General features: G+C 58.3%; 19 protein-coding genes and 2 pseudogenes. 7 read left to right on the forward strand and 14 right to left on the reverse strand.

Annotated features, from left to right (window positions below):
* Window positions 1-27 precede the first annotated feature (27 nt).
* Window positions 28-687, forward strand: coding sequence for a carbonic anhydrase (locus QRN46_RS16095; protein WP_011334144.1), 660 nt, complete (start codon window positions 28-30; stop codon window positions 685-687).
* Between the two features lie 21 nt (window positions 688-708).
* Here the strand turns inward: QRN46_RS16095 and QRN46_RS16100 are convergent.
* Window positions 709-1,074 (reverse strand): annotated as a pseudogene (locus tag QRN46_RS16100) (alcohol dehydrogenase catalytic domain-containing protein); the annotation flags it as partial.
* Between the two features lie 276 nt (window positions 1,075-1,350).
* Here QRN46_RS16100 and QRN46_RS16105 point away from each other — a divergent pair.
* Window positions 1,351-1,671 (forward strand): annotated as a pseudogene (locus tag QRN46_RS16105) (thiamine pyrophosphate-binding protein); the annotation flags it as partial.
* A 453-nt stretch (window positions 1,672-2,124) separates the two neighbouring features.
* Here QRN46_RS16105 and QRN46_RS16110 read toward each other — a convergent pair.
* The gene (locus QRN46_RS16110; protein ID WP_285355846.1) at window positions 2,125-2,640 is read right to left on the reverse strand and encodes a cupin domain-containing protein; all 516 of its coding nucleotides are present in this window, start codon (window positions 2,638-2,640) and stop codon (window positions 2,125-2,127) included.
* A 512-nt stretch (window positions 2,641-3,152) separates the two neighbouring features.
* The gene (locus tag QRN46_RS16115; protein ID WP_011334147.1) at window positions 3,153-3,866 is read right to left on the reverse strand and encodes a winged helix-turn-helix domain-containing protein; all 714 of its coding nucleotides are present in this window, start codon (window positions 3,864-3,866) and stop codon (window positions 3,153-3,155) included.
* Window positions 3,867-4,086: 220 nt separating this feature from the next.
* On the opposite strand from QRN46_RS16115, the gene QRN46_RS16120 reads away from it, so the two are divergent.
* The 5 genes from QRN46_RS16120 to QRN46_RS16140 all read left to right on the forward strand — a co-directional run bounded on the left by QRN46_RS16120 (window position 4,087) and on the right by QRN46_RS16140 (window position 8,425).
* On the forward strand, window positions 4,087-4,920 hold the full coding sequence (locus QRN46_RS16120) for a phytanoyl-CoA dioxygenase family protein (RefSeq protein WP_285355849.1): 834 nt from the start codon (window positions 4,087-4,089) through the stop codon (window positions 4,918-4,920).
* A gap of 13 nt (window positions 4,921-4,933) precedes the next feature.
* Window positions 4,934-5,350, forward strand: a complete 417-nt coding sequence (locus tag QRN46_RS16125) for a RidA family protein (protein ID WP_011334149.1) — start codon at window positions 4,934-4,936, stop codon at window positions 5,348-5,350.
* 90 nt (window positions 5,351-5,440) lie between these two features.
* A complete protein-coding gene (locus QRN46_RS16130; RefSeq protein ID WP_011334150.1) occupies window positions 5,441-6,103 on the forward strand; it encodes a TetR/AcrR family transcriptional regulator in 663 nt (220 codons plus the stop codon).
* 181 nt (window positions 6,104-6,284) lie between these two features.
* On the forward strand, window positions 6,285-7,769 hold the full coding sequence (locus tag QRN46_RS16135; protein ID WP_285355850.1) for a flavin monoamine oxidase family protein: 1,485 nt from the start codon (window positions 6,285-6,287) through the stop codon (window positions 7,767-7,769).
* Window positions 7,769-8,425, forward strand: a complete 657-nt coding sequence (locus QRN46_RS16140) for a c-type cytochrome (protein WP_011334152.1) — start codon at window positions 7,769-7,771, stop codon at window positions 8,423-8,425. Before QRN46_RS16135 ends, QRN46_RS16140 begins: the two co-directional genes overlap by 1 nt.
* Window positions 8,426-8,515: 90 nt before the next feature.
* Here the strand turns inward: QRN46_RS16140 and QRN46_RS16145 are convergent, their stop codons facing one another.
* The 11 genes from QRN46_RS16145 to QRN46_RS16195 all read right to left on the reverse strand — a co-directional run bounded on the left by QRN46_RS16145 (window position 8,516) and on the right by QRN46_RS16195 (window position 23,478).
* Window positions 8,516-9,178: a hypothetical protein gene (locus tag QRN46_RS16145; RefSeq protein ID WP_011334153.1), complete on the reverse strand. Its 663-nt coding sequence runs from the start codon at window positions 9,176-9,178 to the stop codon at window positions 8,516-8,518.
* 39 nt (window positions 9,179-9,217) lie between these two features.
* Complete coding sequence (locus tag QRN46_RS16150) at window positions 9,218-9,874, reverse strand: c-type cytochrome (protein ID WP_103385266.1); 657 nt, start codon at window positions 9,872-9,874, stop codon at window positions 9,218-9,220.
* 9 nt (window positions 9,875-9,883) lie between these two features.
* Window positions 9,884-11,356, reverse strand: coding sequence for a flavin monoamine oxidase family protein (locus tag QRN46_RS16155; RefSeq protein WP_285355854.1), 1,473 nt, complete (start codon window positions 11,354-11,356; stop codon window positions 9,884-9,886).
* A 190-nt stretch (window positions 11,357-11,546) separates the two neighbouring features.
* Window positions 11,547-12,914 (reverse strand): NAD(P)/FAD-dependent oxidoreductase, encoded by a 1,368-nt coding sequence (locus QRN46_RS16160; protein ID WP_074690584.1) that lies wholly within the window; start codon window positions 12,912-12,914, stop codon window positions 11,547-11,549.
* An 11-nt stretch (window positions 12,915-12,925) separates the two neighbouring features.
* A complete protein-coding gene (locus QRN46_RS16165) occupies window positions 12,926-14,164 on the reverse strand; it encodes a thiolase family protein (RefSeq protein ID WP_074690583.1) in 1,239 nt (412 codons plus the stop codon).
* Between the two features lie 13 nt (window positions 14,165-14,177).
* Window positions 14,178-15,737, reverse strand: coding sequence for an AMP-binding protein (locus QRN46_RS16170; RefSeq protein WP_285355858.1), 1,560 nt, complete (start codon window positions 15,735-15,737; stop codon window positions 14,178-14,180).
* Window positions 15,738-15,747: 10 nt separating this feature from the next.
* Window positions 15,748-16,881 carry a saccharopine dehydrogenase family protein gene (locus QRN46_RS16175; protein WP_011334159.1) on the reverse strand — a complete coding sequence of 378 codons (1,134 nt, stop codon included), beginning with the start codon at window positions 16,879-16,881 and terminating at the stop codon, window positions 15,748-15,750.
* Window positions 16,882-16,937: 56 nt separating this feature from the next.
* Window positions 16,938-18,221 carry an acyl-CoA dehydrogenase family protein gene (locus QRN46_RS16180; RefSeq protein WP_011334160.1) on the reverse strand — a complete coding sequence of 428 codons (1,284 nt, stop codon included), beginning with the start codon at window positions 18,219-18,221 and terminating at the stop codon, window positions 16,938-16,940.
* Between the two features lie 244 nt (window positions 18,222-18,465).
* Window positions 18,466-19,410: a WD40/YVTN/BNR-like repeat-containing protein gene (locus QRN46_RS16185; protein ID WP_201818591.1), complete on the reverse strand. Its 945-nt coding sequence runs from the start codon at window positions 19,408-19,410 to the stop codon at window positions 18,466-18,468.
* Between the two features lie 10 nt (window positions 19,411-19,420).
* Complete coding sequence (locus tag QRN46_RS16190) at window positions 19,421-21,823, reverse strand: efflux RND transporter permease subunit (RefSeq protein WP_285355862.1); 2,403 nt, start codon at window positions 21,821-21,823, stop codon at window positions 19,421-19,423.
* Window positions 21,824-21,831: 8 nt separating this feature from the next.
* Entirely contained in the window at window positions 21,832-23,478 is a 1,647-nt protein-coding gene (locus QRN46_RS16195; protein WP_330932832.1) for a DUF1302 domain-containing protein, read from the reverse strand.
* Window positions 23,479-23,483: the final 5 nt, after the last annotated feature.

Raw genomic sequence — 23,483 nt, forward strand, 5'->3', positions numbered from 1 at the left:
ATCCGGAATCAGGCTTTGGAGGACTTTATGCGTGACATTATTGATGGCTTTCTGCGGTTTCAGCGCGAGGTGTATCCACAACGCGTAGAGCTTTTCAGGCAGCTCGCGACCGAGCAAAACCCAAAGGCGTTGTTTGTCACGTGCTCGGATAGTCGTGTAGTGCCTGAACTGCTCACACAGCGGGAGCCGGGTGAGCTGTTCGTGATCCGCAACGCCGGCAACATTGTGCCATCGTATGGCCCTGAACCCGGTGGTGTTTCGGCCACCGTCGAATATGCGGTTGCAGTGCTTGGCGTACGGGACATCGTGATCTGCGGCCACTCGGATTGCGGAGCGATGGGCGCGATTTCACGCTGCACGTGTCTGGATCATCTTCCGGCCGTTGCCAACTGGCTTCGCCACTCGGACGCCGCGAAAGCGATCAACGCGGCGCATGAGTTCGATACGCCACGCGACAAGCTCGATGGCCTCGTTCGTGAAAACGTGATCGCCCAACTGGCGAACCTGCGGACTCATCCATCGGTGGCGCTTGCACTTGAGCAAGGACGCTTGAATTTGCATGGCTGGGTCTATGACATCGAAGCGGGTTGCATCGATGCGCTGGATGGAGCCACTCGACGCTTCGTTCCACTGTCCGATTCACCGACCACCGTTGCCGTCGCTGCGCGCAATGGTGGTCAGATATAACGGCGACAGACAGGTCGGGACGGGGAAAATTTCGTCCCGGCCGATCAGTCCCTGGCCCGAATCAAAGACCCACCGATGACTCATAAACAGATCCATTGCGCAGAAGAAACAGCTGCCGCAGGCAATAACGAAGGGAATGACAACCCGATCGCCCGGCTGCACGGCGGTCACCGCTGAACCTGCCTCCTCGACGATCCCCGTGAACTCATGACCGAAAATATCGCCATGCTCGACGGTTGGAATCTTTCCTCGATAAAGGTGAAGGTCAGATCCGCAAATCGCGGTTGCCGTCACTCGAAGAATGATGTCATCGCTGTCCTGGATGACTGGATCCGGAACGTTGTCGACTTTGACGCTGTGCGCGCCGTGATACGTAAGTGCTCTCATGGCGTCCTACCTGTGACTTTCACTGGATGTAAGTGGGAGAGGGCACACGGAGAGCGTAAGTTCATAATGAAAGGCGGGGGAAGTGACTGGCGGTGGTGGGCGCTTGCATCCTCACAATGAAGAACGCCATATAACTCTGTCTTGCGTCTCCGTCGTGATCCGCAATTAATCGAAACTTCGCTGTCCGCCGGGCGGTCCAGACCTTTACATCTCCCGAGCGTGCTGTGGATGTCGGTGCACCGGGATGTCATACGCAATGAAAAGATGAGGTCGGACATGACGGTGACAGTGGGTGATTTTCTGGTCGAACGCCTGAGCCAATGGGGTGTGACGCGAATTTTTGGTTATCCCGGCGACGGTATCAACGGCGTCTTCGGTGCGTTGAGCCGGGCGGGCGGCAAGATCGAATTCGTCCAGTCGCGTCACGAGGAAATGGCGGCGTTCATGGCGTCCGCCCATGCCAAATTCACTGGTGAACTGGGTGTGTGCATCGCGACATCCGGCCCCGGCGCCTCGCACCTGATCACCGGACTGTACGACGCTCGGCTGGACCACATGCCGGTGCTGGCGATTGTCGGGCAGCAGGCGTTAGCTTCCGAAGTACCGGTCGTCATTGAATTCAAGACCGACCCGAATGTGCCGCCGTTGCCGCCGCATATCAAGCTGGAACAGGCAAAGAAATTCGCCAGCACGTTGCTCAAGGGTGATCCGGACGAAGCGGGCGTCATCGTGCAAACGGCTAAACAGGTATTGGGGACGGTATTGCCCGGGAAGCGCAAGTAGTGACGGTAAGACCCGCGAAGAGTTTCGTGACGATGGCTTGGTTTTCAATCTGCATATCACCAGGACGCCGGGGAGCCAGGGCGTTCTGGCGGCAAAGGTGAACCGAGGAAGTTCCGATCAGAAACACTATTTAACATAATATACATTACACGTAACAAAGTATTACGGAGCCAGCCCGGTTGCGCACGCCATTTCGATCTCCAGCATCGCTTTCAAACGACCTGATCTTTGTTGGCTGTAGATCCCTCTATTTAAAATGTGCCGCTCTCAATCCTCGGCACGCGTCAGCTTTTCAATCAGCGCTCGATGCTGCGGATACCGCGCTGTGAGTTTCTGCCAGTTCCCCATTTCCATATCCGCGAAATCGAATCCTGGTGAAACCGCTTCGCTGATCAAACCAAATCCGTTCTCGCCATTCAGCAGTCTGGAGGCTTTCCAGATTCCGCCCGGTACGTGCAATTGCAAATGTTGTCCGGCTAGAACATCGCTGCCCATCACCAACGTCTGCAGTGAACCGTCTTCAAGGATCAAGCTGTACTCAATGGCATCGCCCAGATGGAAATAATGCAGGATGTCCGAATGGTTGAAATGAAACTGGCCGACCGGTGAATCTTCGGTCAGCAGGTAGTAAATCGACGTCATCAGAAAGCGTGAGCCGCTCGTGGTTTCAAGCATGTCCCGGTGATCAGCCTGGTATGTCCTGCGGAAATAGCCGCCCTCAACATGAGGTTCAAGGTCCAGTGATGCAATCAGGTTCGACGCACTGATCTGACTCGGATTCATGGCCTGCTCCATTGATTTTCAATACATTCTGTAATAACTCGACTAAACGGTCATTTAGTCGAGTTAGTTTCTATTAAAGCTGAGGCATGCTTCCTCTCTGCCTAAAACATAACTATCCGTGTACATCATTAATGCTTAACTTTCCCGTTGCGCATGAGCTTTCAATGATCGCTTACGCTCCTCAGTCCGGATTAGAACTGCGTTTTCAGGCATAACTTTCACGGCATTAAGTAACTCGACCGTGGGGCGAGTACACATGAAGATCAAGCTTCCATTCGCGGCTGCTCACGTCCGCTTTCCGGGAAGATTAGCGCGGGGGCTCGGGATTCCCAGTCTGCCCCTAACATATAGAGCGGCCCTCCTGCATTTTATACATCCGCGTTTCTATTTCGTGTGAATTTTTTTACCGTGCACGAGAACGTCGCGGTATCACTGGCAGTCAGTGTGATATTTTTTAATAAGTATGTTTTAACTGGCTCTCCTGTTATCAGCACGTCCTTTTTCATACTTATCTATGCCTCCCAAGCAAACGGATTAAAAAGGTAGCCCCTGCCCCAGATCGTCTTGATGAGCTCTGGATTTCGAGGGTTGTCATTGAGCTTTCCGCGCAATTTACTGATGTGAACATCGACGCTGCGGTTGATCCCGTCGAAAGGAATACCGCGGATACGGTTGAGGATTTCGTCGCGAGAAAAAAGTGTGCCCGCCGCACTGGCCAGCAAGGACAGTAGTTCGAACTCCATTGTTGTCAGATCGATTCTCTGATCGGCCAGGCTCACTACCCGGCCACTGCGATCGATCGACAGCTGACCGAATTCGAGGATGTCGAGCGCTGTCGGTTGCTTCGTGGGGATATGGCGTCGCAGTAAAGCGCGCAACCGAGCCAGGAATACCGATGGTTTGACAGGTTTGACTACATAGTCGTCGGCACCGGATTCCAGGCCGAGAACCTGATCCCTGTCATCTCCCTTGGCAGTCAAGATGATGATGGGGATATCGAAACCATCACGAATCCGACGGCACAGGTGCAGTCCGTTCTGATCTGGCAGCAGGAGCTCAAGTACGACGATTTGTGGCTTGAGTTCAGCGATGGCCGCCAATGCCTGGTCACCCCGGCGAACCACTTGCACCGCAAAACCATGCCGGGCCAGGAATTTAGTGATGAGTTTCGCCAGCCTCTGATCGTCCTCAACTAGCAGTGTTTTAACGAGACCTGGGTTTTCCATAAAAGCTCAGCATTAGGACCTTGATTAAGTGTGTGCAGCCTCAGACCCACGGTGCGGTTGAGCGACCGATCATCAGCGAGTGATCACCGGGGCCCCGCCGCAGAGCATCTGCTTAGGCCTCCATTGATGATAACATTATTAAGATAACGACTGTTGTGTTTAATCTTATCGCCTGCTAGCATCGAAATCGCCAAGTGGCATTTTCGAGGAGAAAGCTCTCATGCAACTCTCTGTGCGAAAGGCGTTCCTGGAAGACGGGGCCGTCCTGATCAAAGGTTTTCTGAGCAAAAATCAATTGGCCGAGTGCCGTGCAGCCTACGACTGGGCTGTTGAGAATCATGGCCCTCATGCGACTCGAATGTTCGACGGAACGGAGCAACAGTCGCACGTCGACAACGCCAATCCCGTTGCAAAGGCCCGTCTCGAAGAACTGGTGGCTTCCCTCCCCTTTGGCGAGCTATTTGCCGAGCTCTGGGGTTCGGAGAATGTGTGGTACTTCGCCGAAGAAGTGTTTCTCAAAGCAGGTGGACGCGGTTCTCGCACGCTTTGGCATCAGGACACGTCCTATCTGCCTTGGGCCGGAAACCATTGGGCGAATGCCTGGATCAGCTTTGAATCAGTGCCGAAGAAAAACGCTTTGGAAGTCGTGCGAGGTTCGCACAAAGGACTACGCTACGACGGCACCACGTTTCGCGATCCGAATGATCCGACTCAACCGCTGCATGGCGGCGATGCATTGCCACGCCTGCCGGACATCGAGGCTTTGCGGCAAAACGATCCTGAGGCATTCGAGATCATTTCGTGGGCCACCGAGCCTGGCGATATCCTCCTGCTGCATCCGGGTTCGCTGCATGGCGGCGCTCCGGTGGATGAAGCCTTCCCGGACCGTCACACCTTCGTTTTCCGTTTCTTTGGCGACGACGCCACCTTCCATCCCTTGCCAGAACACAGCGCCGGCGGTTATCCGCAGCAAGGCGTGCTGTTCACTGAAGAGCTGTCGACGCTGAAAGCGGGAGACGCCTTCCGCCACCCAACGTTCCGCCAATTAATATAAGAGGAGCACCGCCATGAGCACTCAAGACCTGCAGCGTCAGTCCTTCAACCCTGGTCACACCCAGGCGATCTACGACAACTTCCACTTTTCCCAGGCTACACGCGTCGGCAACATGATCTGGGTGTCCGGTCAGGTCGGTATCGACGAGGCCATGGTTCCGGCCGACGGCATCCAGGCGCAATCCCATCTGGCATTTCAATCCTTGCGGACCATCCTCGAAGCTGCGGGCGCAAGCCTGGCCGACGTGGTCGAGCTGATGACGTTTCATACCGACCTGCAGGCCGAAGTGCACGCCTTTGGACAGGTAAAGGACGAATATTTCCCTGAACGTTATCCAGCCTGGACCGCTGTCGGCATTTCCCAACTGGCAATGCCGGGCTTGCGCGTGGAAGTCCGGGCCGTCGCGGTGATTGGCAGCGGTCGAATCTGAACGATTGCATGATCGCGACGTGCCAAGCCAAAATGGCGTTCGCAGCCACTGTCGACTCAACGCCTTCAACCAACGGAATCACTTTCTCTCATGCATGATGCTCAAGCGCCTTCCACGGATAGTCAGCACTCCATTGACAGTGATTCCGCGCCCGCTCCACGTCGCGGTCGTCCGGTAGGTAATCGTCTGGAAAAACGCGGTGAACTGTTGACCGCAGCCATCGAAGTCATTGCCCAGGAAGGTTATGCCGGGACGTCTCTGCGCAAGGTCGCCAGTCATGCCGGGTGCACCACTGGGGCCGTGACCTATTACTTTGCCAACAAAGAAGAAATGATCACGGCGGCGGCGCAGAGTCTGTTCGACGAGTTCGACCATTTGCTGGATGCCGGTCAGGAAAAAGTCGATGTCAGGGCAATGATCGAGCAGTGGTTGAACCTGACTCAAGCCAACGACTCGGCGCGCTGGCTGGCCTTGTTTCAGATGCTTGCCCACGCTCGGCACGAACCGGTATTTGCCGACGTGATCCAGAAACGTTATTCGCGCTTCCGCGAGGATCTCGCCAGCATTCTGCGCAAGGGACAAAGCCAAGGCATCATCCGCAAGGACATTGCTGCCGATCTGCTTGCCGATCAGCTCAGCGCGCTGAGTGACGGCTGGATGATGATGCTGCCAATCGAGCCAGAGCGATTTGAAGCCAAGCGCAGCAAGGCCTTGATGGATGCGGTCATCACGCTGATCAGCCCCGCTCGCTAAACCCTGCCCTCCAGCATCAACAAGGTTCGCTTCATTTACGCAGCGAACCCTGCTTGGTCACGCCCGCGTTACGCTCATACCCACGGTTAACCGACATCGCGCCGATTTCACTTTGCTGAATTCCTGATCCGCCATATATTCACATAACATCTGTGATTATAAATAGAAAACGGAGGTGAAGATGAGTGCGGATCTCGATCAACTGTCGACGCAATCACGACAGCGACGGTTGTTATTGCAAGCGATCGGAGGCGCAGCCCTCGCCGGAGGGCTGGGTGTCACCGGGCGTGCGATGGCGCAAATCGAACCTGTAGATACCTCGATACTGGATGTGGTGATCATTGGCGCAGGGCTTTCCGGGCTAACCTCCGCCAGAGACCTCCAGGCCGCTGGCTGCGAGTCGTTTGCCGTGCTTGAAGCCCGCGACCGCGTCGGTGGTCGCACGCTTAACCATGATCTGGGCAATGGCGTGATCTCCGAAGCCGGTGGCCAATGGATCGGCCCGGGGCAAACGTCGATCGCCGACCTGGCCAGACAGCTCGATGTCGCCACCTTCCCCACCTACTACAAGGGCAAGGCGGTGTATCTGATGGACGAGGTCAACATCCAGGAAGATCTCAGCGACGGGCCGAATTCCAATACAGAAGTCGTCGCAAAACTGAACAAGCTCGCCGAAGGCGTCCCCAGCAAAGCGCCGTGGAAAGCCAAGGACGCGGCTGAGCTGGACAAACTGTCGATCGGCCAGTGGCTGGCCGGTCAAGGCATCAGCAACGTCGACAAGATCGGCTTCAACATGTCCGTGAGCCTCACCTTCGGTACCACGCCGGCCGGCATGGGACTCCTGCATTACCTGGCGATGATCAACTCGTCGGACTGCCGCCTCGAAAAGCTCGAAGGGGTCCAGGGCGGTGCGCAGGAATCTCGCCTGGCTGGCGGCTCGCAAATTCTCAGTTTGAAGATGGCTCAGGCGCTGGGAGATAAAATCCGGTTGGCGTGCCCGGTGCGCAAGATTGTCGGTTGGGATCGTGATGTCGTCGAGTTGCACACCGATCAGGGCATCATCCGCACGCGGCAGGTAATTGCTGCGCTGAGCCCGGCGTTGTGCAATCAGATCCTCTTCGATCCGCCCCTGCCGTCCGGGCGTGCCGAGCTGCAGCGGCATTGGCCGGCCCATGCACCGATGCGCAAGACCGTGCACGTCTATGAGCGCCCGTTCTGGCGCGACCAAGGCCTCAACGGGCAGATTGTGCCAGTGGAAGGTCCGCTGATCTGGGCCTTTGACAACTCCCCGGCGGACGGCAGCCTGGGTGTGCTCAGCGGCTTCGTCAGGACCGGCCAATTACCCCATGACCCGAAAACGGCGCAGGACATCCTGTCGGCGATTTACGCCAGCGCCATGGGCGAACAAGCCCTGCACCCGATTCAGTTTCATGATCTGGACTGGGGCAAGATCGACCCGTGGAGTTTGAGTTGTATTTCCCCTATGCCCCCCGGTTTCTGGACGCAATGGGGCGAGTACCTGACGCCGGCGGTCGGTCGCCTGATCTGGTCGGGTACCGAGACTGCGGAAATCTGGGCCGGGGCAATGGACGGTGCGGTCCGCGCCGGACATCGCGCGGCAATGGAAGCGCTGCAGGCGTTGCTTCAACCACGGAGGAGCGCCTGATGAAGCGGACTATGGTGTTTGGAGTCATCACCGTGAGCGCGGCGTTGGCTGGATCAATAGCGATTTACGGGCCGGAACTGTGGGCGGGCTATCGTTTCATGCAGGCCGTGGATCAGCACGACGCTGCATATCAGGCCAACGGCGGTGCGTGGCCACAGCTGCAGGACACCTGCGCACTTTGCCATGGCGCCAACGGTCAACCCCGCGATGCTCAATACGCAGCGCTTGCAGGGCAGCCTGCGGCATACATCGAAAACCAGTTGCGCGCGTTTGCCGAAGGGCGTCGCCACAGTGCCCAGATGCAGCCGCTGGCGGCCAATCTGACCGACGAGCAGATCAAGCGCCTGGCCAGTTATTTTGCCGAACAGCGACCAGGCGTGACTGAAGTCCCGGCCAACGATGATGCGCTGGACCAGCGCGGTCAGCGTGTGGTCGCCGCCAATGGGTGTGCAGCCTGCCACGGTGAAAAACTCTCTGGCGGCCCCCAGGCTCCGCGTATCGCCGGACAAGGGCAGCTTTATCTGATCGATCAACTGAGCGCTTTCAAACGTGGCCAACGCATCGATCCGACGCAGGCCATGAATGCCATGGCGGGCACCCTGTCAGATGAGGACATCAAGGCCGTGGCGCAGTATCTGGCCAAGCTGAACCCTTGATCCTGCCCGGGCAAGGATGCCCACCGCCCTACCCTGCATTACGCAAAAAAGCCGCCAAAACGGCGGCTTCGAGCACTTCAACTATCCTCCTCAGCGCGTTTGCAGAACTGCCATTGCGCCCTTCGCGCGCTCCAGCGCGCAATACGCGTAATACAGGTGCACCAGCAGATAAGCCCAGGTCGTCAGTGCTAGCACGTAGAAGTTGAGCAGCACATTGCTGTCGTCGCCGGGGATCTTGTAGAAATCGTAGATGCACGCAATGGTCAGTGAGGCGAGCATGCCAATCATCACACCGATCGCGTGTAGCGACTCTCCGACATTTGCAAGGCGTACTGCGAAATACACCAGGTAGACCGAAAACATCACCCACATCAGCACGTAGAAATACGGCAGGAGCGTGACCAGAACCTTGGTCGAGATCAACGCGAGTGTGCCCAGCAGAGCGCCGGCAAACATCATGAGCTCCTTGCCCATCGAGGGCTTGTAGGCATGCGTTACCGCCATCAGCCCGAGCACCGTAATAATCGGAATCCCGAAGGCTCTGGAGAACGCGTCGCAGAAGTATGAAATCAGGTACGCATGCTCCGATCCTGTCAGGAAAAAGATCAGGAAGTTTGTCGCGGAAAAGGCAACCACAAACCACTCCAGAGCCAGTAGCAGGTTTCTCTTCTTCAGAAACCTGATGCCAAAGGTCAGACCATTGGCAAGCAGCAAGAAACAGGCAAGGCACAGCACAATATTTCTCGGTTCCATAACGATAGCCTCGGTACAGCTGACAGAAAATTTGATGGGTTAACGGGATTGAGGAACCAGTGCAGCCAGGTAAGCAGCAATCGCCTGGCGCTCCTGCGCAGACAGCGCCGCTGCCATGGCTTGCATCGCGCCACTTGGCTCAATGCGCTCGCTGCTGGCAAAAGCGTTGAGCTGGGCCAAAAGGTAGTCCTGACCTTGTGCAGCCAGGCGCGGGAAGGTGTCGTGGCCCATCAGTTGGGCACCATGACAGGCGGTGCAACCTCGGGTTTGCACCAGTTGTTTGCCCTGGTCCTTCAGCCCCTCGTCAGGGCTGACAGCCGCATGAGCAACGACCGATTGCCGGGCGTAGAACTTCGCCAGCAGATCAACTTCATCCGGGCTCAGGGTCATCGCCAGCGGCCCCATGTTGGGAGCGAGCCGTTGCCCACTTGCAAAGTTGCGCAACTGGGCAGACAGGTACGCGGCGGGTTGCCCGGCCAAGCTCGGATACGTCGGGTTCAGCGAGTTACCGTGGCTGCCATGGCAACCGGTGCAGGCATCGGTCAGGTGTGGCCAGTTTCCGCGTTCGGCCTGATAGGCCTCCGTGGAGGTCGTGATGTAAGTCTGCAGCCGATATAAGTCGAGCAGATCACGGCCGAAAACCACCACCAGCACCGCAATGAGCGCGATGACGCCAAGCGCTATGTTTTTTTTCATTGCCGCCTCCTATGCCCGACGTAACGCGTTGAGCACCTGCAAGGCGCTATGGCGTCCGGCGCGCACGGCGCCGTCCATGTAACCTGCCCAGATGTCAGCGGTTTCGGTGCCCGACCAGAACAGATTGCCGCACGGCGGACGCAGTGCCTCGCCATGTGTCGACCAGAAACCGGGAGGAATCGGCGACACGCACGTGATGGTCCACGGGTCGAAATGCGCCCAGTCGTGATCGTGGTAGGAAACCGGCTCAAGCGCTGCGTCCCCCAGGGCGCGTGCATAGATTTCGGTCTGCACACGCTTCGCGGCTTCGGGGTCGGTGGGGGCTGCGGCATTCAAAATGAATGCATTGATCACGCCGATTTCGCCGTTTGGCGGCGAGTTGTCGTAAGCCCAGATGACTGGCCCACCGACCTGAATGATGTGGCCGTTCAAGCCCTTGTCACGCCAGAAAGGCCGCGGGTAAACCATTGCGGTCTTGCGTGCCGGCGAGTGCGCTGGCCAGGCCCGCTGCAGGGCGGCGCGAGCTTCGGGCAGCGGTGGATCGAATTGCAGGCGTTGGCACAGCGCGGGATGAATCGCCATGATCACCCGGCGGGCGCGGATCTCGCCCTGATCCGTTTGCAGTCTGACGATGTCGCGGTTCCAGTCAGCAATTTTGCGCACTGGGCACGACAAGCGAACCTTGTCGCCCAACAATTGCGCCATTTTGCTGCTGAGAACCTGTGAACCGCCGACGATCCGCGTGCCTTGCGCGCTATCCTTGATCGAATCGAGCCGCATGTATTCGCTGCCGGCCGAATTGATCATCGACAGAAAATGCAAGAAGCCCATCTTCGCCGGCGTGACACCGCAGGTCAGGAGGAAGCTGGCATTCCACCCTGCGCGATCTTCCGGCTTGATGTTTTGCTGAGCGAGCCAGTCGCCCGCCGAGAGCTTGTCCAGTTCGGCCACCTTGGGGGATTTCCATGGCGCACCGCACGGCACATCACGCGACAGCTCGCTGAGTTTTGCCGAGACGCTTTCGTCGGTACCGAAGGTGCCTTTCAAATCGACAGCGACACGTCCATCGCCCCCGAGGATCACGGTTTCCCCGTCATAGAAACTGGGAAAGGTGCCGACCTCAAGCTCACGGGCCAGATCCGCTACGGCGGTTTGTCCTGGACCGATCCACTGACCTCCGGCTTCGGAGATGTAGCCGGAGCCCAAGTCATGATTGAGGGTGCGGCCGCCGACACGATCACGCGCTTCAAGCACCAGCAGCGACTCACAGCCTGCCAGATGCAGATCACGGGCGGCGGTCAAACCAGCCAGGCCGGCACCAATGATCACCACATCAAATACATCGTCCGAGCTGTCCTTTTGCAGCGCATCGGCGGCATTGGCCAGGCCAAGGTTCAAACCGATCGATCCTACGGCGGCGGTTACACCGGCCAGTTTGAGTAATTGTCTTCGCTTCAGATCGGGAGGGGCGTCAGTACTCATGTTCGATGCCTCACATCACGTTATTGTTGGATTGAACGCCCGTGGCCGAGCGTGGGTGCGGCAGTAAAAAAGTGGTGACGAGAACGCAAACATTCGTTTGTCTTTCTGCAGGCGAACGCCTGCCGGCCCCAGGACTCCAAGGTCAGCTTCACCACGGAAAATCAGCGTGTTGGTTCTATAACCTCAACCGTCAGACATGAGGGTGCACAACTTTGCGGTTGGTGTATTCGTCCAGCAGATGTGCTCCCTCCAGCGCCACATTCACGGCGCACCACTGCAGCGGTTCGGGCAGGGTTTTCGGAGTTTTATGCCGCAGCGCGGCGAGCAGCGGATGCTCGATGCCGCCGATTCTTTCTGCCAGCAAATGGCCGATCAGCGACTGCGAGGCGACACCGTGTCCGGAGCAACCCGCGGTGTAGAGAATGTTGTGGTGGGACCCGGTTTCGCCCACCACCGGCAACGCGTCGTAGGCCATGCTGACGTAACCACTCCAGCACGCTTGAATGCCGACACCGCGTAACGTCGGGAAACGCACGCCAAGGTTGTCTTGCAACGCGCGGTAGGTCACCTCATCGGGAATGTTCGGGGTTTTCGAGCCGTAGGCATAACCCAGCCGTTTGGTGGTCATCAGCAGTGTATTGCGTGCGGTCAGGCGATGGCTTTCCATCACCAGGTGCGGCGTGGTCAACCCTTCCCGCCCTGCCCAGCCCAGCGATGCCAACTGCTGTGGTGTCAATGGCTCGGTTTCGACCGCCGAAACCCGAAACGGTACGACTTTGTCGCGCAAAAGACCGAGCTGCGGCGTATAGGCATTGGTGGCCAGCACCACTATTGGCGCGCTCGCCCGCCCGCGTGGCGTCCGGCAGGTGATCGTCGGCCCGTCGGAGTACGACTCAAGCGTGGTGTTTTCATACAGCCTCACACCCGCCTGGAGTGCAGCGCGGCGCAGGCCCATTACGTATTTGCCAGGGTCAAGGGTACCGCCGTGGCGTTGCAGACAGCCAAACAGAAAGGCCGGTGGAATCCCCCGCGCGCGCATTTGTGCCTGATCCAGAAACTCGGTTTGCGAACCCAATTCGTGGCCCACGGCCATGCTTTTGCGCAGCCTCTTTTCTTGCGACGGATGGATCCCCGCCCTGATGATGCCCGAGGCGTTGTAGTCGCAGTCGATCCCCAGTTCGCGCAGTCGACCTTCGACGTAGGCGACCGCTTCGTCATAGAACCTGACGATATTTTGCGCTTTTTCCTTGCCGACACGTTTCAAGAACAACTCGAACTCAATGCCGATGCTCCCGCCCAGATAACCGGCATTCCGACCGCTGGCACCGAAACCGGCAAACTCCTGCTCGAGAATAATTACCTTCGCTCCCAGCGCCGTAAGCTCCAGGGCGGTGGACAGCCCGGCGAAACCGGCACCGATCACGATGACGTCCGCGCTTACATCGCCTTCGAGCTCTGGCTGCAGATCAACCGGACTTTCGACCCAGCCACCCAACCGACGGAAATGTCCGCCTGCAAAATGGCGTTCCAACTCTTGTGCTTGATAGGCCATGGACATGTGATGCGCTCCTATCGACTCAGGATGTGAATAGCGACTGCTGCTTCCTCGACACCTTGAAGACCGCCACCGTTTTCCTGGATGGCATGCCGCGCGCCGTGGACTTGACGCGGCCCGGCCTCCCCGCGCAATTGGGTGACCAACTCGTACAACTGCCCGATCCCCGTCGCGCCAAGTGGATGACCTTTGGATTCCAGGCCGCCGGAGGTATTGATCGGAAGACGGCCACCGAGAGTGAAATCGCCCCGTTCTGCACAAACCCCACCCTCTCCCAGCGGTGCAAGTCCGAGATTTTCCGACTGGATGATTTCCCCCATTGCCGAGGCGTCGTGTACCTCGGCCACGTGCATGTCCTGCGGGCCGAGGCCGGCGATTTCGTAGGCTTCACGCGCCGCCAGCAGGCTGACGTGCTTGTGCGGCTCGTCGAGCCCGCGCAGGGTGAAGCTGCGGATCACGCTGGCGGCGATTCGCACACAACGTTTTGGATCGGCACCAATGCGTTTGAGTCCCGCCTCGGTGCAAAGGATCGCGGCGGCCGCACCGTCGGACAACGGCGCGCACATGGGCAATGTGATCGGATAGGTAATTGGAGGCGCCGCCAGAACTTCTTCTATGGTGAAGGTCTTGCGAAATTGCGAATAAGGGTTGTGCACCGAGTGTTGATGGTTCTTGGCACACACCGCCGCAATCTGCCGCTGAGTGGTGCCATAGGTCTTCATATGCCAGCGACACATGGCAGCATAAATGGCCATGAATTTACTGTACGGACGATCGGATTCCGAGCCTGGCGGCACCACGATGCCCTCGCCCATTTTCACCAGCGTCGCGTAGTTTTCCTCGGCGGTGGAAACGTCCCAGCCGGTTTCGAACAGGGCCAGCGCCCGCGCCTTGTCCGGCACGTTCATTTTCTCCGCGCCCAACGCCAGGGCCACGTCGGTAGCCCCCGAGCGCAAGCTCTGCACTGCCAGATGAACCGCAGTACTGCCCGAGGCGCAGGCGTTTTCGACGTTGTACACCGGCACCCCTTCGAGGCCGATCTTGCTGCACAGCACCTGCCCGGGAATCGACAGTTGTCCTTGCAGATGACCGTTGGTGATGCCGGCGTAGAACACCGCACCGATATCAGCGCGCAAGGCGCCGGAGTCAGCGAGTGCGCCCTGCAAAGCTTCCAGCGCTAGATCCTGGAGACTGCGTTCCAGGTGGCGACCGAACTCGGTCATGGCAATGCCGGCGATGTAAATAGGTTCCATCAGATCGTTCCCCTCAGATACGCCGGTCAACGTATTGCCAGTAATGGGCACGCAGATCTTTCTTCAGCACCTTGCCGACCGGGCTGCGCGGCAATGCATCAATGAAATCCACGGTTTTCGGCGACTTGACCGAGCCGAGCCGGCTCTTGCACAGCTCGATCAACTCCTCGGCGGTGACGGTAAGCCCGGCGCTCAACTCAACCACGGCTTTCACGCCCTCGCCCCATTGCTCATCCGGCACACCGATGACCGCGCAGTCCTGCACCGCAGGATGACTCCACAGCACTTGCTCGACTTCGCTGGGATAAACGTTGAATCCGCCGGAGATGATCATGTCTTTCTTGCGGTCGGTAATGTGCAGGTAGCCGTGCGCATCCACGTGGCCGATGTCGCCGGTGTGCAGCCAGCCATCAATGATGGTTTCTGCAGTTTTCTGCGGGTCCTTGTAGTACCCCTTCATTACCAGATCGCCGCGCACACAGATTTCGCCGGTTTGCCCCTGGCCGAGGATGTCCCCGGCGTCGCTGAGGATTTCCACGCGCACCAGCGGATTGGGCCGGCCCACCGAAGACAGACGCTCGTCCGATGCCAGGCGTCCACCGTGCAGATGCTCGGCGGGCGGCAGGTTGGAGATCGAGGCTGGGGCTTCAGTCTGGCCGTAACCACCGGCCATGACCGGGCCGAAGGTCTCGATGGCTTGCTTGAGTTTGTCCACCGACATCGGCGCCGCGCCGTACAGGAAATACTTCAGCGAACTGAAATCGACCTTCTGCGCCAGATCCGGCACATCCAGCAGTCGATAGATCACGGTCGGCGGCAAAAAGGTTTCGGTGACCTTGTACTTCGGGATCATTGCCAGCATCAGCGCCGGATCCGGTTTGGTAATGATCACCACCGTGCCGCCCCGCGAGGTGCACGGCAGCGACAGCGTGCCAGCGGTGTGGGTCATCGGCGCCGCCGCCAGGTTGACTGGCGGATGGTCATCCCCGTAAGGGAAATTGATCATGAAGTGTGCGCAGAACGTCTGGATGCTGCGATGAGTGTTCATCACCCCCTTCGGCAGCCCGGTGGTGCCGCCGGTTGGCGAGAGTGCCACGACATCGTCCAGTTGATACTCGACCTCCGGTGCCGTGACCGGCTGACCATCGATCCAGGACTTGAGCGACGGTGCCCCCGGCAGGTGCTCGTCGATACAGATCCACAGACGAATTTTCGGCAGGCCAGGACGCAACGCGTCGATGATCGGCGCGAACTCTTTCTGGAAAAACAGCACTTCGCAGTCGAACGCGTCGAGCACGTGACGGTTCTCTTCGGCGCTGTTGCGTGCACCAACAGGAATCCAGCAAAGGTTGGCGCGCCATAACCCCAAGGTGCAGGTCCACGCCACTGCATCATTGGCAGACCAGATGGCGCCCTTGGTGCCGCTGGGCAAACCGGCTGCCAACAGTGCGTTGGCGATCCGGCATGACAGGTTGCGGACTTCGGTAAAAGTGAACACCCGATCGTCCTGGATATACGCCGCGCCATGCGGATTGATCCGCCAGCCACGGTCAAAGAAATCAATAATCGCCATGTCAGTCACTTCACAGTTGAGTAACGGTTGCGCGGGCCAGACCACGTTGCTCGAGGAAGCCCAGCAGATAGCGATGACCGAAGGCTTTGGAGGCCGAAGCGAAACCTGTCTTGGCGGTGTCGTTATTCAACAGCTTGACCACGGCCGCAGCGTGCAAGGCGCCAGTGGCGATGTAAGGCGTGATGCCATGCACGGTTGCACGCACGGCCGTCAGTTGACCGCGACCGATAGCGAAGTCGACGGTGCGTTGCAAGGTGCTGCGTTCACGCGGTGGCATGCTTGGAGTGGTCGATTGAACGAGGCTTTGAATCACCGCGTCCTGCTGCTCCTTAGGCAAGTGCTTGTATTCCGCTTCCCACTTCTCACCCAGGCCGTGGACCATTTTCATTACCGGGTTGTCGTAGAAGCCGACACAGGACATGCAACTGCGGACACGGCCATCATCCTCAAAGAACACCGGCAATGAGGTGCCGCCCCAAGGCAGGCAAAACACCGCTTCCAGCAGATCGGGACAAACCACATTGAAGCTGGCGTTCGGTGCATAAGGCACGAGTTCCTTTTCCCACAGGTAGGCCCCGGGATAGCGGACGCCTTCGAAGATGGTCGCCGTTGAACCGACGGTCACCCCGGCGGCACCGGTGCGTGGGCCACGAGTCAGTGTGGCGGTTTCCAGCGAATCGACGCCCGGAGTTTCCAGGGCCAGCTCGGCGGCTATTTCGGCGTAGGTGTACATATATGCCAGCGATGGCGACAGCAGCAGACCGGCCTGGCGATACAGCTCGCCGAACTGATCGCGCAAGGCGCGAATGTGCGCCTGCTCTCCGGCCGGATCCAGATAATGGCAGCCAGCCTTCAAGGCCGCCTCAACGGCGGTCAGGCCAAAATTGATGAATGGGCCGACTGTGTTGCAAACCACGCGCGCGCCTTTGAATACCGAAACCAAAGCCTCGACCTCATGTGGGCACTCGATGATTTCGTAGGTCGCCGACTCCAGACCGACAACGCGTTGCGCCATCATTTCCTGAGCACGAGCAGCGTTACGAGCTACGGCGGTGAACGGGATGTGCTGGTCGATCAACCAATCCATGATCAGCATGCCGGTGTAACCACTGGCGCCGTAGACAACTACTGGATATTTGGCCATCGGGATTTACCTCATTTGTTGTTTTTGGATGAGTGATGTCGGGTGAATCTGCAGAGTCAGTTGTTCGCCCAGCCTTCGGCATACAGCTGCTGGGCAAGCAGCCCCAGTCGCATGGTCAGGACCCGGTTTTCGCCGTCCTCGATCAATGACGACTGGGTGTCGCGCAGCAGTTTTTCGATCGGGTATTCGCGCGTGGTGCCATTGCCGCCGAACAGGCGGAAAGCCTCTTGCACAACGGCCATTGCCTCTTCGGTCACCGTGACCTTGGCGGAGGCTGTGGCGTACGGGTGGGTTTGCGGCGACAGGCGCGCGAAGCTCAACGAACGTCGGGCAACCGCACGCGCTGCCTCGACCCGACGCAACATTTCGCCGAGGCGCAGACGGGTCATCTGGTGATCGATCAATGGATGACCGCCCTGGCGGCGCTCATGGCAGTACTGCAGCGCCATCTCGAAGGCGGCACGTGCGACACCGGTGAACACCTGACTCATGTGGGTGCCGGCGAAGGACCAGGAGGAGCTGACAGCACCGTAGTACTGGTCGCGCTCGGCAATAGCGAAGCGACGTGGCACTCGTACACTGTCGAAGTAGATTTCGCCTTGGGGCAAGGAACGCTGCCCGATCTTGTCCAGGGGCTTGCCTTTGGACACGCCTTTGAGGTCGAGGGGGATAATCAGCGCAATACCGTGCGGCCGGCCGTTCTCATCGTAGAAACCGTCGCCGTAATCAGCGCACATCAAGCCCAGTGCAACCTGTGCAATGGCTCCGTTGGAGACCCACGCGGAGCTTTGGCCATTGAGGATCACTTCATCGCCGACCACTTTAGCGGTCAGATTGCCGATATTGCCGAGCTTACCTGCCGGCCAGTCTCGCGCCATGTCGAAGATCTGGTTGTCGCTGCCACGATCAGGTTGAGTGGCCATCCAGCAGCCGATCCGGCCTTGGCAGAGTTCGACCAACTCGGCATTGCCAGCGGCGATGGCCATTTGCAGAGGGAAGTCGGCGCAACCCAGCGAGACAGCCAGGCCTGCATCGCCCCAGCCGAGTTCTTCGCCTATCAGAGATTCGATCCGCACTGCCATTTCCGGCGGTAACTGCGCCAACAGTGCCGGGTCAAGACCGAGCTTGGCGAATTCGCCGAACAACGAATAGTAAGGCGAGCCCGGGGCAACGACTTCTTCCGGGGTCATCCGGTCCAGCTCTCGACCCAGCGGGCGTAACACCTCTTTGGCGAAGCGGTGGACGGAGGCCTGTATTGCAGCCTCCTCTTCTGTCAGCGGTGTTTCGAATCCGGAGAGTCCGGCGGCTGGCAGGGTAAGTGTCGACTTGAGCGAGATCATCAGAGTACCTCCATCGAAATCGCAGGTCGCTGCGCTTTGCAGCGTTCTGCGTCTTGTTATTTGCAATCGACTCTAACAAGCAAAATTATTTAACGCAACACTTGTTATGTTTATTGTTCGAAACGTAAATGGCAGCCTTCCAGGCACGGAAAATCCGGCCGAAAATCAGCAGGGTTCTAGATGTTTTTTCGCGCTGAAATGCCGGAAAGCGGGCTGGCACCTATCTTCCGACATATCGATGGCATCAGCGTTGAGGGACGACGCCTCGCCGTGAAAACAGAATCGGTGAAGTGTCACTGTTGAGCAGGATCGCGGTGAGAGAAACACCGTCGCTGCTGGGTTGCTCGTGAAAACTGCTCCCACCGTCGTCACTGCGAACCATCAAACCGTCGAGTCCTACCGCAATCACTGCTCGCCCGGAAACATCTATGGCTGTGACTGAACTCTTGCTTTGCAACGGTACGCGCTGCCAGTTCGAACCGTCTGCAGAGCTGTGCAACAAGGTGCCGCGTTGCCCGCCCACCAGCAGTGAACCGTCGCCAAGCACGGCCCCTGTCCACAACGTGCCGCTGTAGCCCGTATCCAGATAGCGCCAGTGTTTGCCCTGGTCATCGGAGCGCAATACCTGGCCGCGTTCCGCAGTTGCGTACAAATGCCCTGCTCCATCGGCAAACAGTCCCATCAGATTCAAGTCGGCACGACTCGCTCCGGGAGGCGCATCGATTTTTTGCTCGATCCAGGTCTTTCCGCCGTCATCGGTTGTCAGCACCAGCGACCACAGCCCTACCGCGACACCTTGGGTCGGGTTGAAAAAGTGCACCGCAAACAATGGCCGATCTTCTGCACTGGACAAGCGTTGAACTTGCCAATTCTCACCTCCGTCCCTGGTGGCGAGAATTGCACCCCAGTGACCGACAGCCCAGCCCTGTCTGGCATCGACGAAGGACACACCGGTCAAAGGCGTGGACACCGGTACGGATGTCGCTTGACGGAAATGCTGGCCTCGGTCGTCCGACAGCAACACCACCCCGTGATCGCCGACGGCAACGGTCCGCTCCCCAGCCCAGGCAACACTCAACAGCGTGGCGGCACTGGCGTTGGCAGTTTTTGCTGCAGGTACGGTCGGCAAGGGCGAAGCCTGCGATAACGCCGATAACATTAGAACGAGTAAAGCAATCAGATTTCGCATCGGGATCTCCTCAATGCACCAGAGAGCCAATCAAGCGCACTGGACGACGCCGTGGGAACATTCGTTCAAGCCAGACGGCGAATGCAGGCAGAACTGTCATGGCCATGATCATGTTGACCAGGAACATGAAGGCCAGCAGCTTGCCCATGTCGGCCTGGAACTTAAGATCGGAAAACGCCCAGGTGGCGACGCCCACCGCCAAGGTGATGGCGGTAAAGATCGTAGCGACGCCTACCTCCAGCAACGCGTGCTCGACCGCTTTGGTAATTGGCTGCCCGAGAGCCTGGTGCAGTTGCAGACGGTTGTAGATATAAAAGGCGTAATCCACGCCGATGCCGACGGCCAGCACCATGACTGGCAAGGTGGCGATGGTCAGACCGATTTGCAGCTCTTTCATGAACCAGTAGCCGATGAAGGTGCCCAGTGTCAGCGGTAGGCAACAGACCAACACCGCGCGCCAGTCTCGATAGACGACAAACACCAACAGAGCGATCGCTGCATAGACATAAAGCATCATGGGCAGCTCGCTGCGTTCCACCTCTTCGTTGATCGCCGCAATCACGCCAGCGTTACCGGAAGCCAGGCGTATGCTCACGCCCGGCTGAATGAACTGAGAACGGAATGCCTTGGCGGCGGCAATCACGCGGTGAGTGGTCGTCGCTTTATGATCGGCTAGGAACAGATGCACCGCCGTCATGCTGCAATCGGGACGCATCATCCCTGGCACTCGAGCTACTTCGGCGGCCATCGACGAGTAGTTGGTCGGGTCGATGGGCACTGCGTTCATTTTCGGGTTGCCCTCGTTATAGCCCTCGTTAAACTGCCGCAGGCTGTTAGAGAACGAGGTGACCGACACCACACCTGGTACACCTTGCATAGCCCATACAAATCGATCCTGATACTGACCAAGGGCAACGTCTTCACAAGCGTTTGCGCCGGCGTCAGTTTGGGCTTCGAAGACCACACTGAGCCAATCCAGCCCGATGTCGTAATTGCCGGCAATGGATACCGCATCACGATTGAAGCGCGCATCCTCGCGCAGTTCAGGCGCCCCGGCCTGCAGGGAGCCAACCACCCGATCGTGGCTTTGCCAGGCCGCGGTGACAAATATCAGCACGGCCATACCCAGCACCCACCGGACGTTGTGCCATTCGGTCAATCGGGCAAAACCGCGTAACCAACGAGCCCGGCGCTGGCGAGAAATTTCCTCGGCAGCGGCGTAACCGGCATCTACCCGTAGCATTGATGCCACGATCGGCAGCATCACCAGGTTGGTGACGATCTTGAACGCCACCCCGAGCGAGGCAGTGATTGCCAGCTCCCGAACCATTGGAATCGGGATCAACAATAGCGTTACGAACGAAACAAATGCAGTGACTAACGCCAGCGTGCCGGGAATCAGCAAGCCGCTGAAACTGGCGCGTGCCGCTCCTTCCACCGACTTGCCGCAGGCGATCTCGCGAATGATGAAGTTGATTTGCTGTACGCCATGGGAGACCCCGATGGCAAACACCAGAAAGGGCACCAGCACTGCCAGCGGATCCAGTCCATAGCCGAGCAAACGCAAGGCGCCGAACTGCCAGATCAGTGACACCAGCGAGCAACCCACCGCCAGCAAGGTGAAACGAAGCGAATGGCAATACCAGTACACCGCAGCGGCCGTCAGCAGCAATGCCAATAGGCAGAACTCCAGCACCGCCGAGGCACCTACTGCAATGTCACCGATCTGCTTGGCGAAACCGATGATTTGGATCTCGAAGTCCTTATCCTTGAACTGATTGCGAATTTTCTCCTCAAGCACATGGTTGTAGGCCACATAGTCGAGGCGCTGGCCGTCAGCATCGAATTCGTTGAGATCGACAGTGATCATTGCGCTGCTTTGGTCGCGAGCGACCAGCGTTCCGATAAAGCCACCCTGCGCCGTCGAGTTGGCGATCATCGCCATGCTCGTTTCATCGAGACTTTCGGGCGTCACCGTACCCGGCACCAGCGGATCGGCACGAAAACCTTCTTCGGTGATTTCGTTGACGAACGCGTTAGGCGTCCACAACGAACGCACACTGCTGCGCGATACGTTCGGCAGGAAAATCAGCGCCTGAGTGACGTCATAAAGGCGCTTGAGCCCTGCCTGGCTCCAGATCGTCCCCTGACGAGCCTTTACCACCACGGTCAGCCGGTTCGCACCGAGCAAGTCGTTGCGATACGTCTCAAAGGTTGAGATGTACTCGTGGCCAATGGGTAGCTGCTTTTCGAATCCTGCTTCCATGCGTAACTGGACGGCAAACCAGGCCATGCCCGCTGTGAACACCGCCAAACTCAACAACGTCAGCAGGCGATGAGTGAACAACCACTGTTCGATGCGCGGCAATACACCGCGCACTTTGGTTTCCTTCATTTTCAGAGAACTATTCACGGCGTGCCTCATAGGGTTCGGGAGACCACAAGGCCGACGTAATCGCGATCACGCAGCAGTTGATCGTAAGGGGTCTTGCCGCCCATGAACTTGGCGTAGTTGGCCGAGATCTGCCAGCTCGCAGGATTGCGCACGAAGTTGAGGTACAGGTTCATACTGCTGGCATCCTCGGTGAACGTCGCCGACAGGTTGGGTGTGCGTCCCTTGATGGATTGCGAATAGAACACTCCCGGCGTCACCTGCCAGCCAGGGATCAGCGTGTTGTCATACGTCAGGCTGAAATCGAGGCTGATTCCGGAAGAGGTTTTGTTGCCCTTGGCGCTCGGCGGGATGGACGGATCCAGTTGCCAGGTATTGAGACCGGCGGCAATCGGTTCACCGGCGTACTCGTTATGCAGCCCCGGGTATTTCACGACCACGAGTTCGCTCAGCAGCGTACCGGTGCTGGCACCGGTGAGGTCGAGCAACGTCGGCGAGTTGGACGGGGTCATGCTGTAAATGCCGGTCAGGTGCCATTGCAGTTTCTTTTCATCCGTCCAGCACTTGCCACCGTTGCTGGCACAGGCGTCGATGACTGGATTAAGCGGCACCGCATCCTTTGGGCGATATGAAAGCTCCGTACCCAATGCCCAGTCGCCGACCGGCATGTTGGCACTGATGCCGTACATCATGCGGTCCTCCGGATACTTCCAGGTTTGCGCCAAAGCGAAGGTTTCCGGATCCAGTACCTGCATGCTCAACGACGGCAGTTTGTCGTGATAACGCATCACGTACAGGCCGAGGTTGAGATCGGTGTTGTCAGGCTGCCAGCGCAGCGACACCCCCCATTGGCCTCCATTGCGTGCGTCCTTTTCGTCGTAACCGTAAGCTCCCCTGCCCTCGCCCAGTGCATGGGTCGTGGACCAATAACTGCCCACGGGAGGCAGCTCGCTTTTGTTCCAGTTGAACTGCCAGTACGCCTCGATGTTGACGCCGGCACCAAGCCCTGACGCGAGGCTCAACATCGGCGCTGGCAACAGGGCTTCCTTGAGCTGGGTGCCGGGACGCGACAACGCCATGACATCGTAGGCGTTGGTATTGTTGATGCCGCCGGCAGCGAACAGGCTCTCGCCCCAGTTGATGACCTGATTACCCAGACGAGCACGAACACGCTGTTCACCGACATCGAAACTCTTGCTCACCCACAGGTCCAGCAGGCGCGCTTTGAACTCCAGATCGTCCCGGGCGCTGCTGGTGAGGCCGTCGCTCCCGACACCTTCAGGCCGGTTGGCCGATAGCGCACCGCTGGTGTCGGTCGCGGCAAAGTCGCGTATCCAACTCCCGCGTGCCATGAACGTGTAGTCCTCGGGAAATTTAAGCACCAGTTCATGGGTGCCTTTTATGTAGTTGGTGAACAGATCCCCCCGGTCGTAGTCCAAGTCGCCCTGGTCACCAATATTGGCGCTGGGAGCCAGACAACCGCTGGGAGGATTGTGACCGCCTGGACTGCTGGTGATGAGATTGCATCCGCGAGATTCGGTCCGTAACCCCATGCCCACAGCGAGAGTGGAATCGAATGAGCCTCGGATGTTTTCGGTTTCAAAAGTGAACGCCATGGCAAATGGGGTTGCACACGCGATGACAAGACCTGAGGTTTTACTGATTATTTTTTTCATGTCTG

It is taken from the genome of Pseudomonas sp. lyk4-R2A-10 (assembly GCF_030209075.1).
Lineage (GTDB): Bacteria > Pseudomonadota > Gammaproteobacteria > Pseudomonadales > Pseudomonadaceae > Aquipseudomonas > Aquipseudomonas glycinae.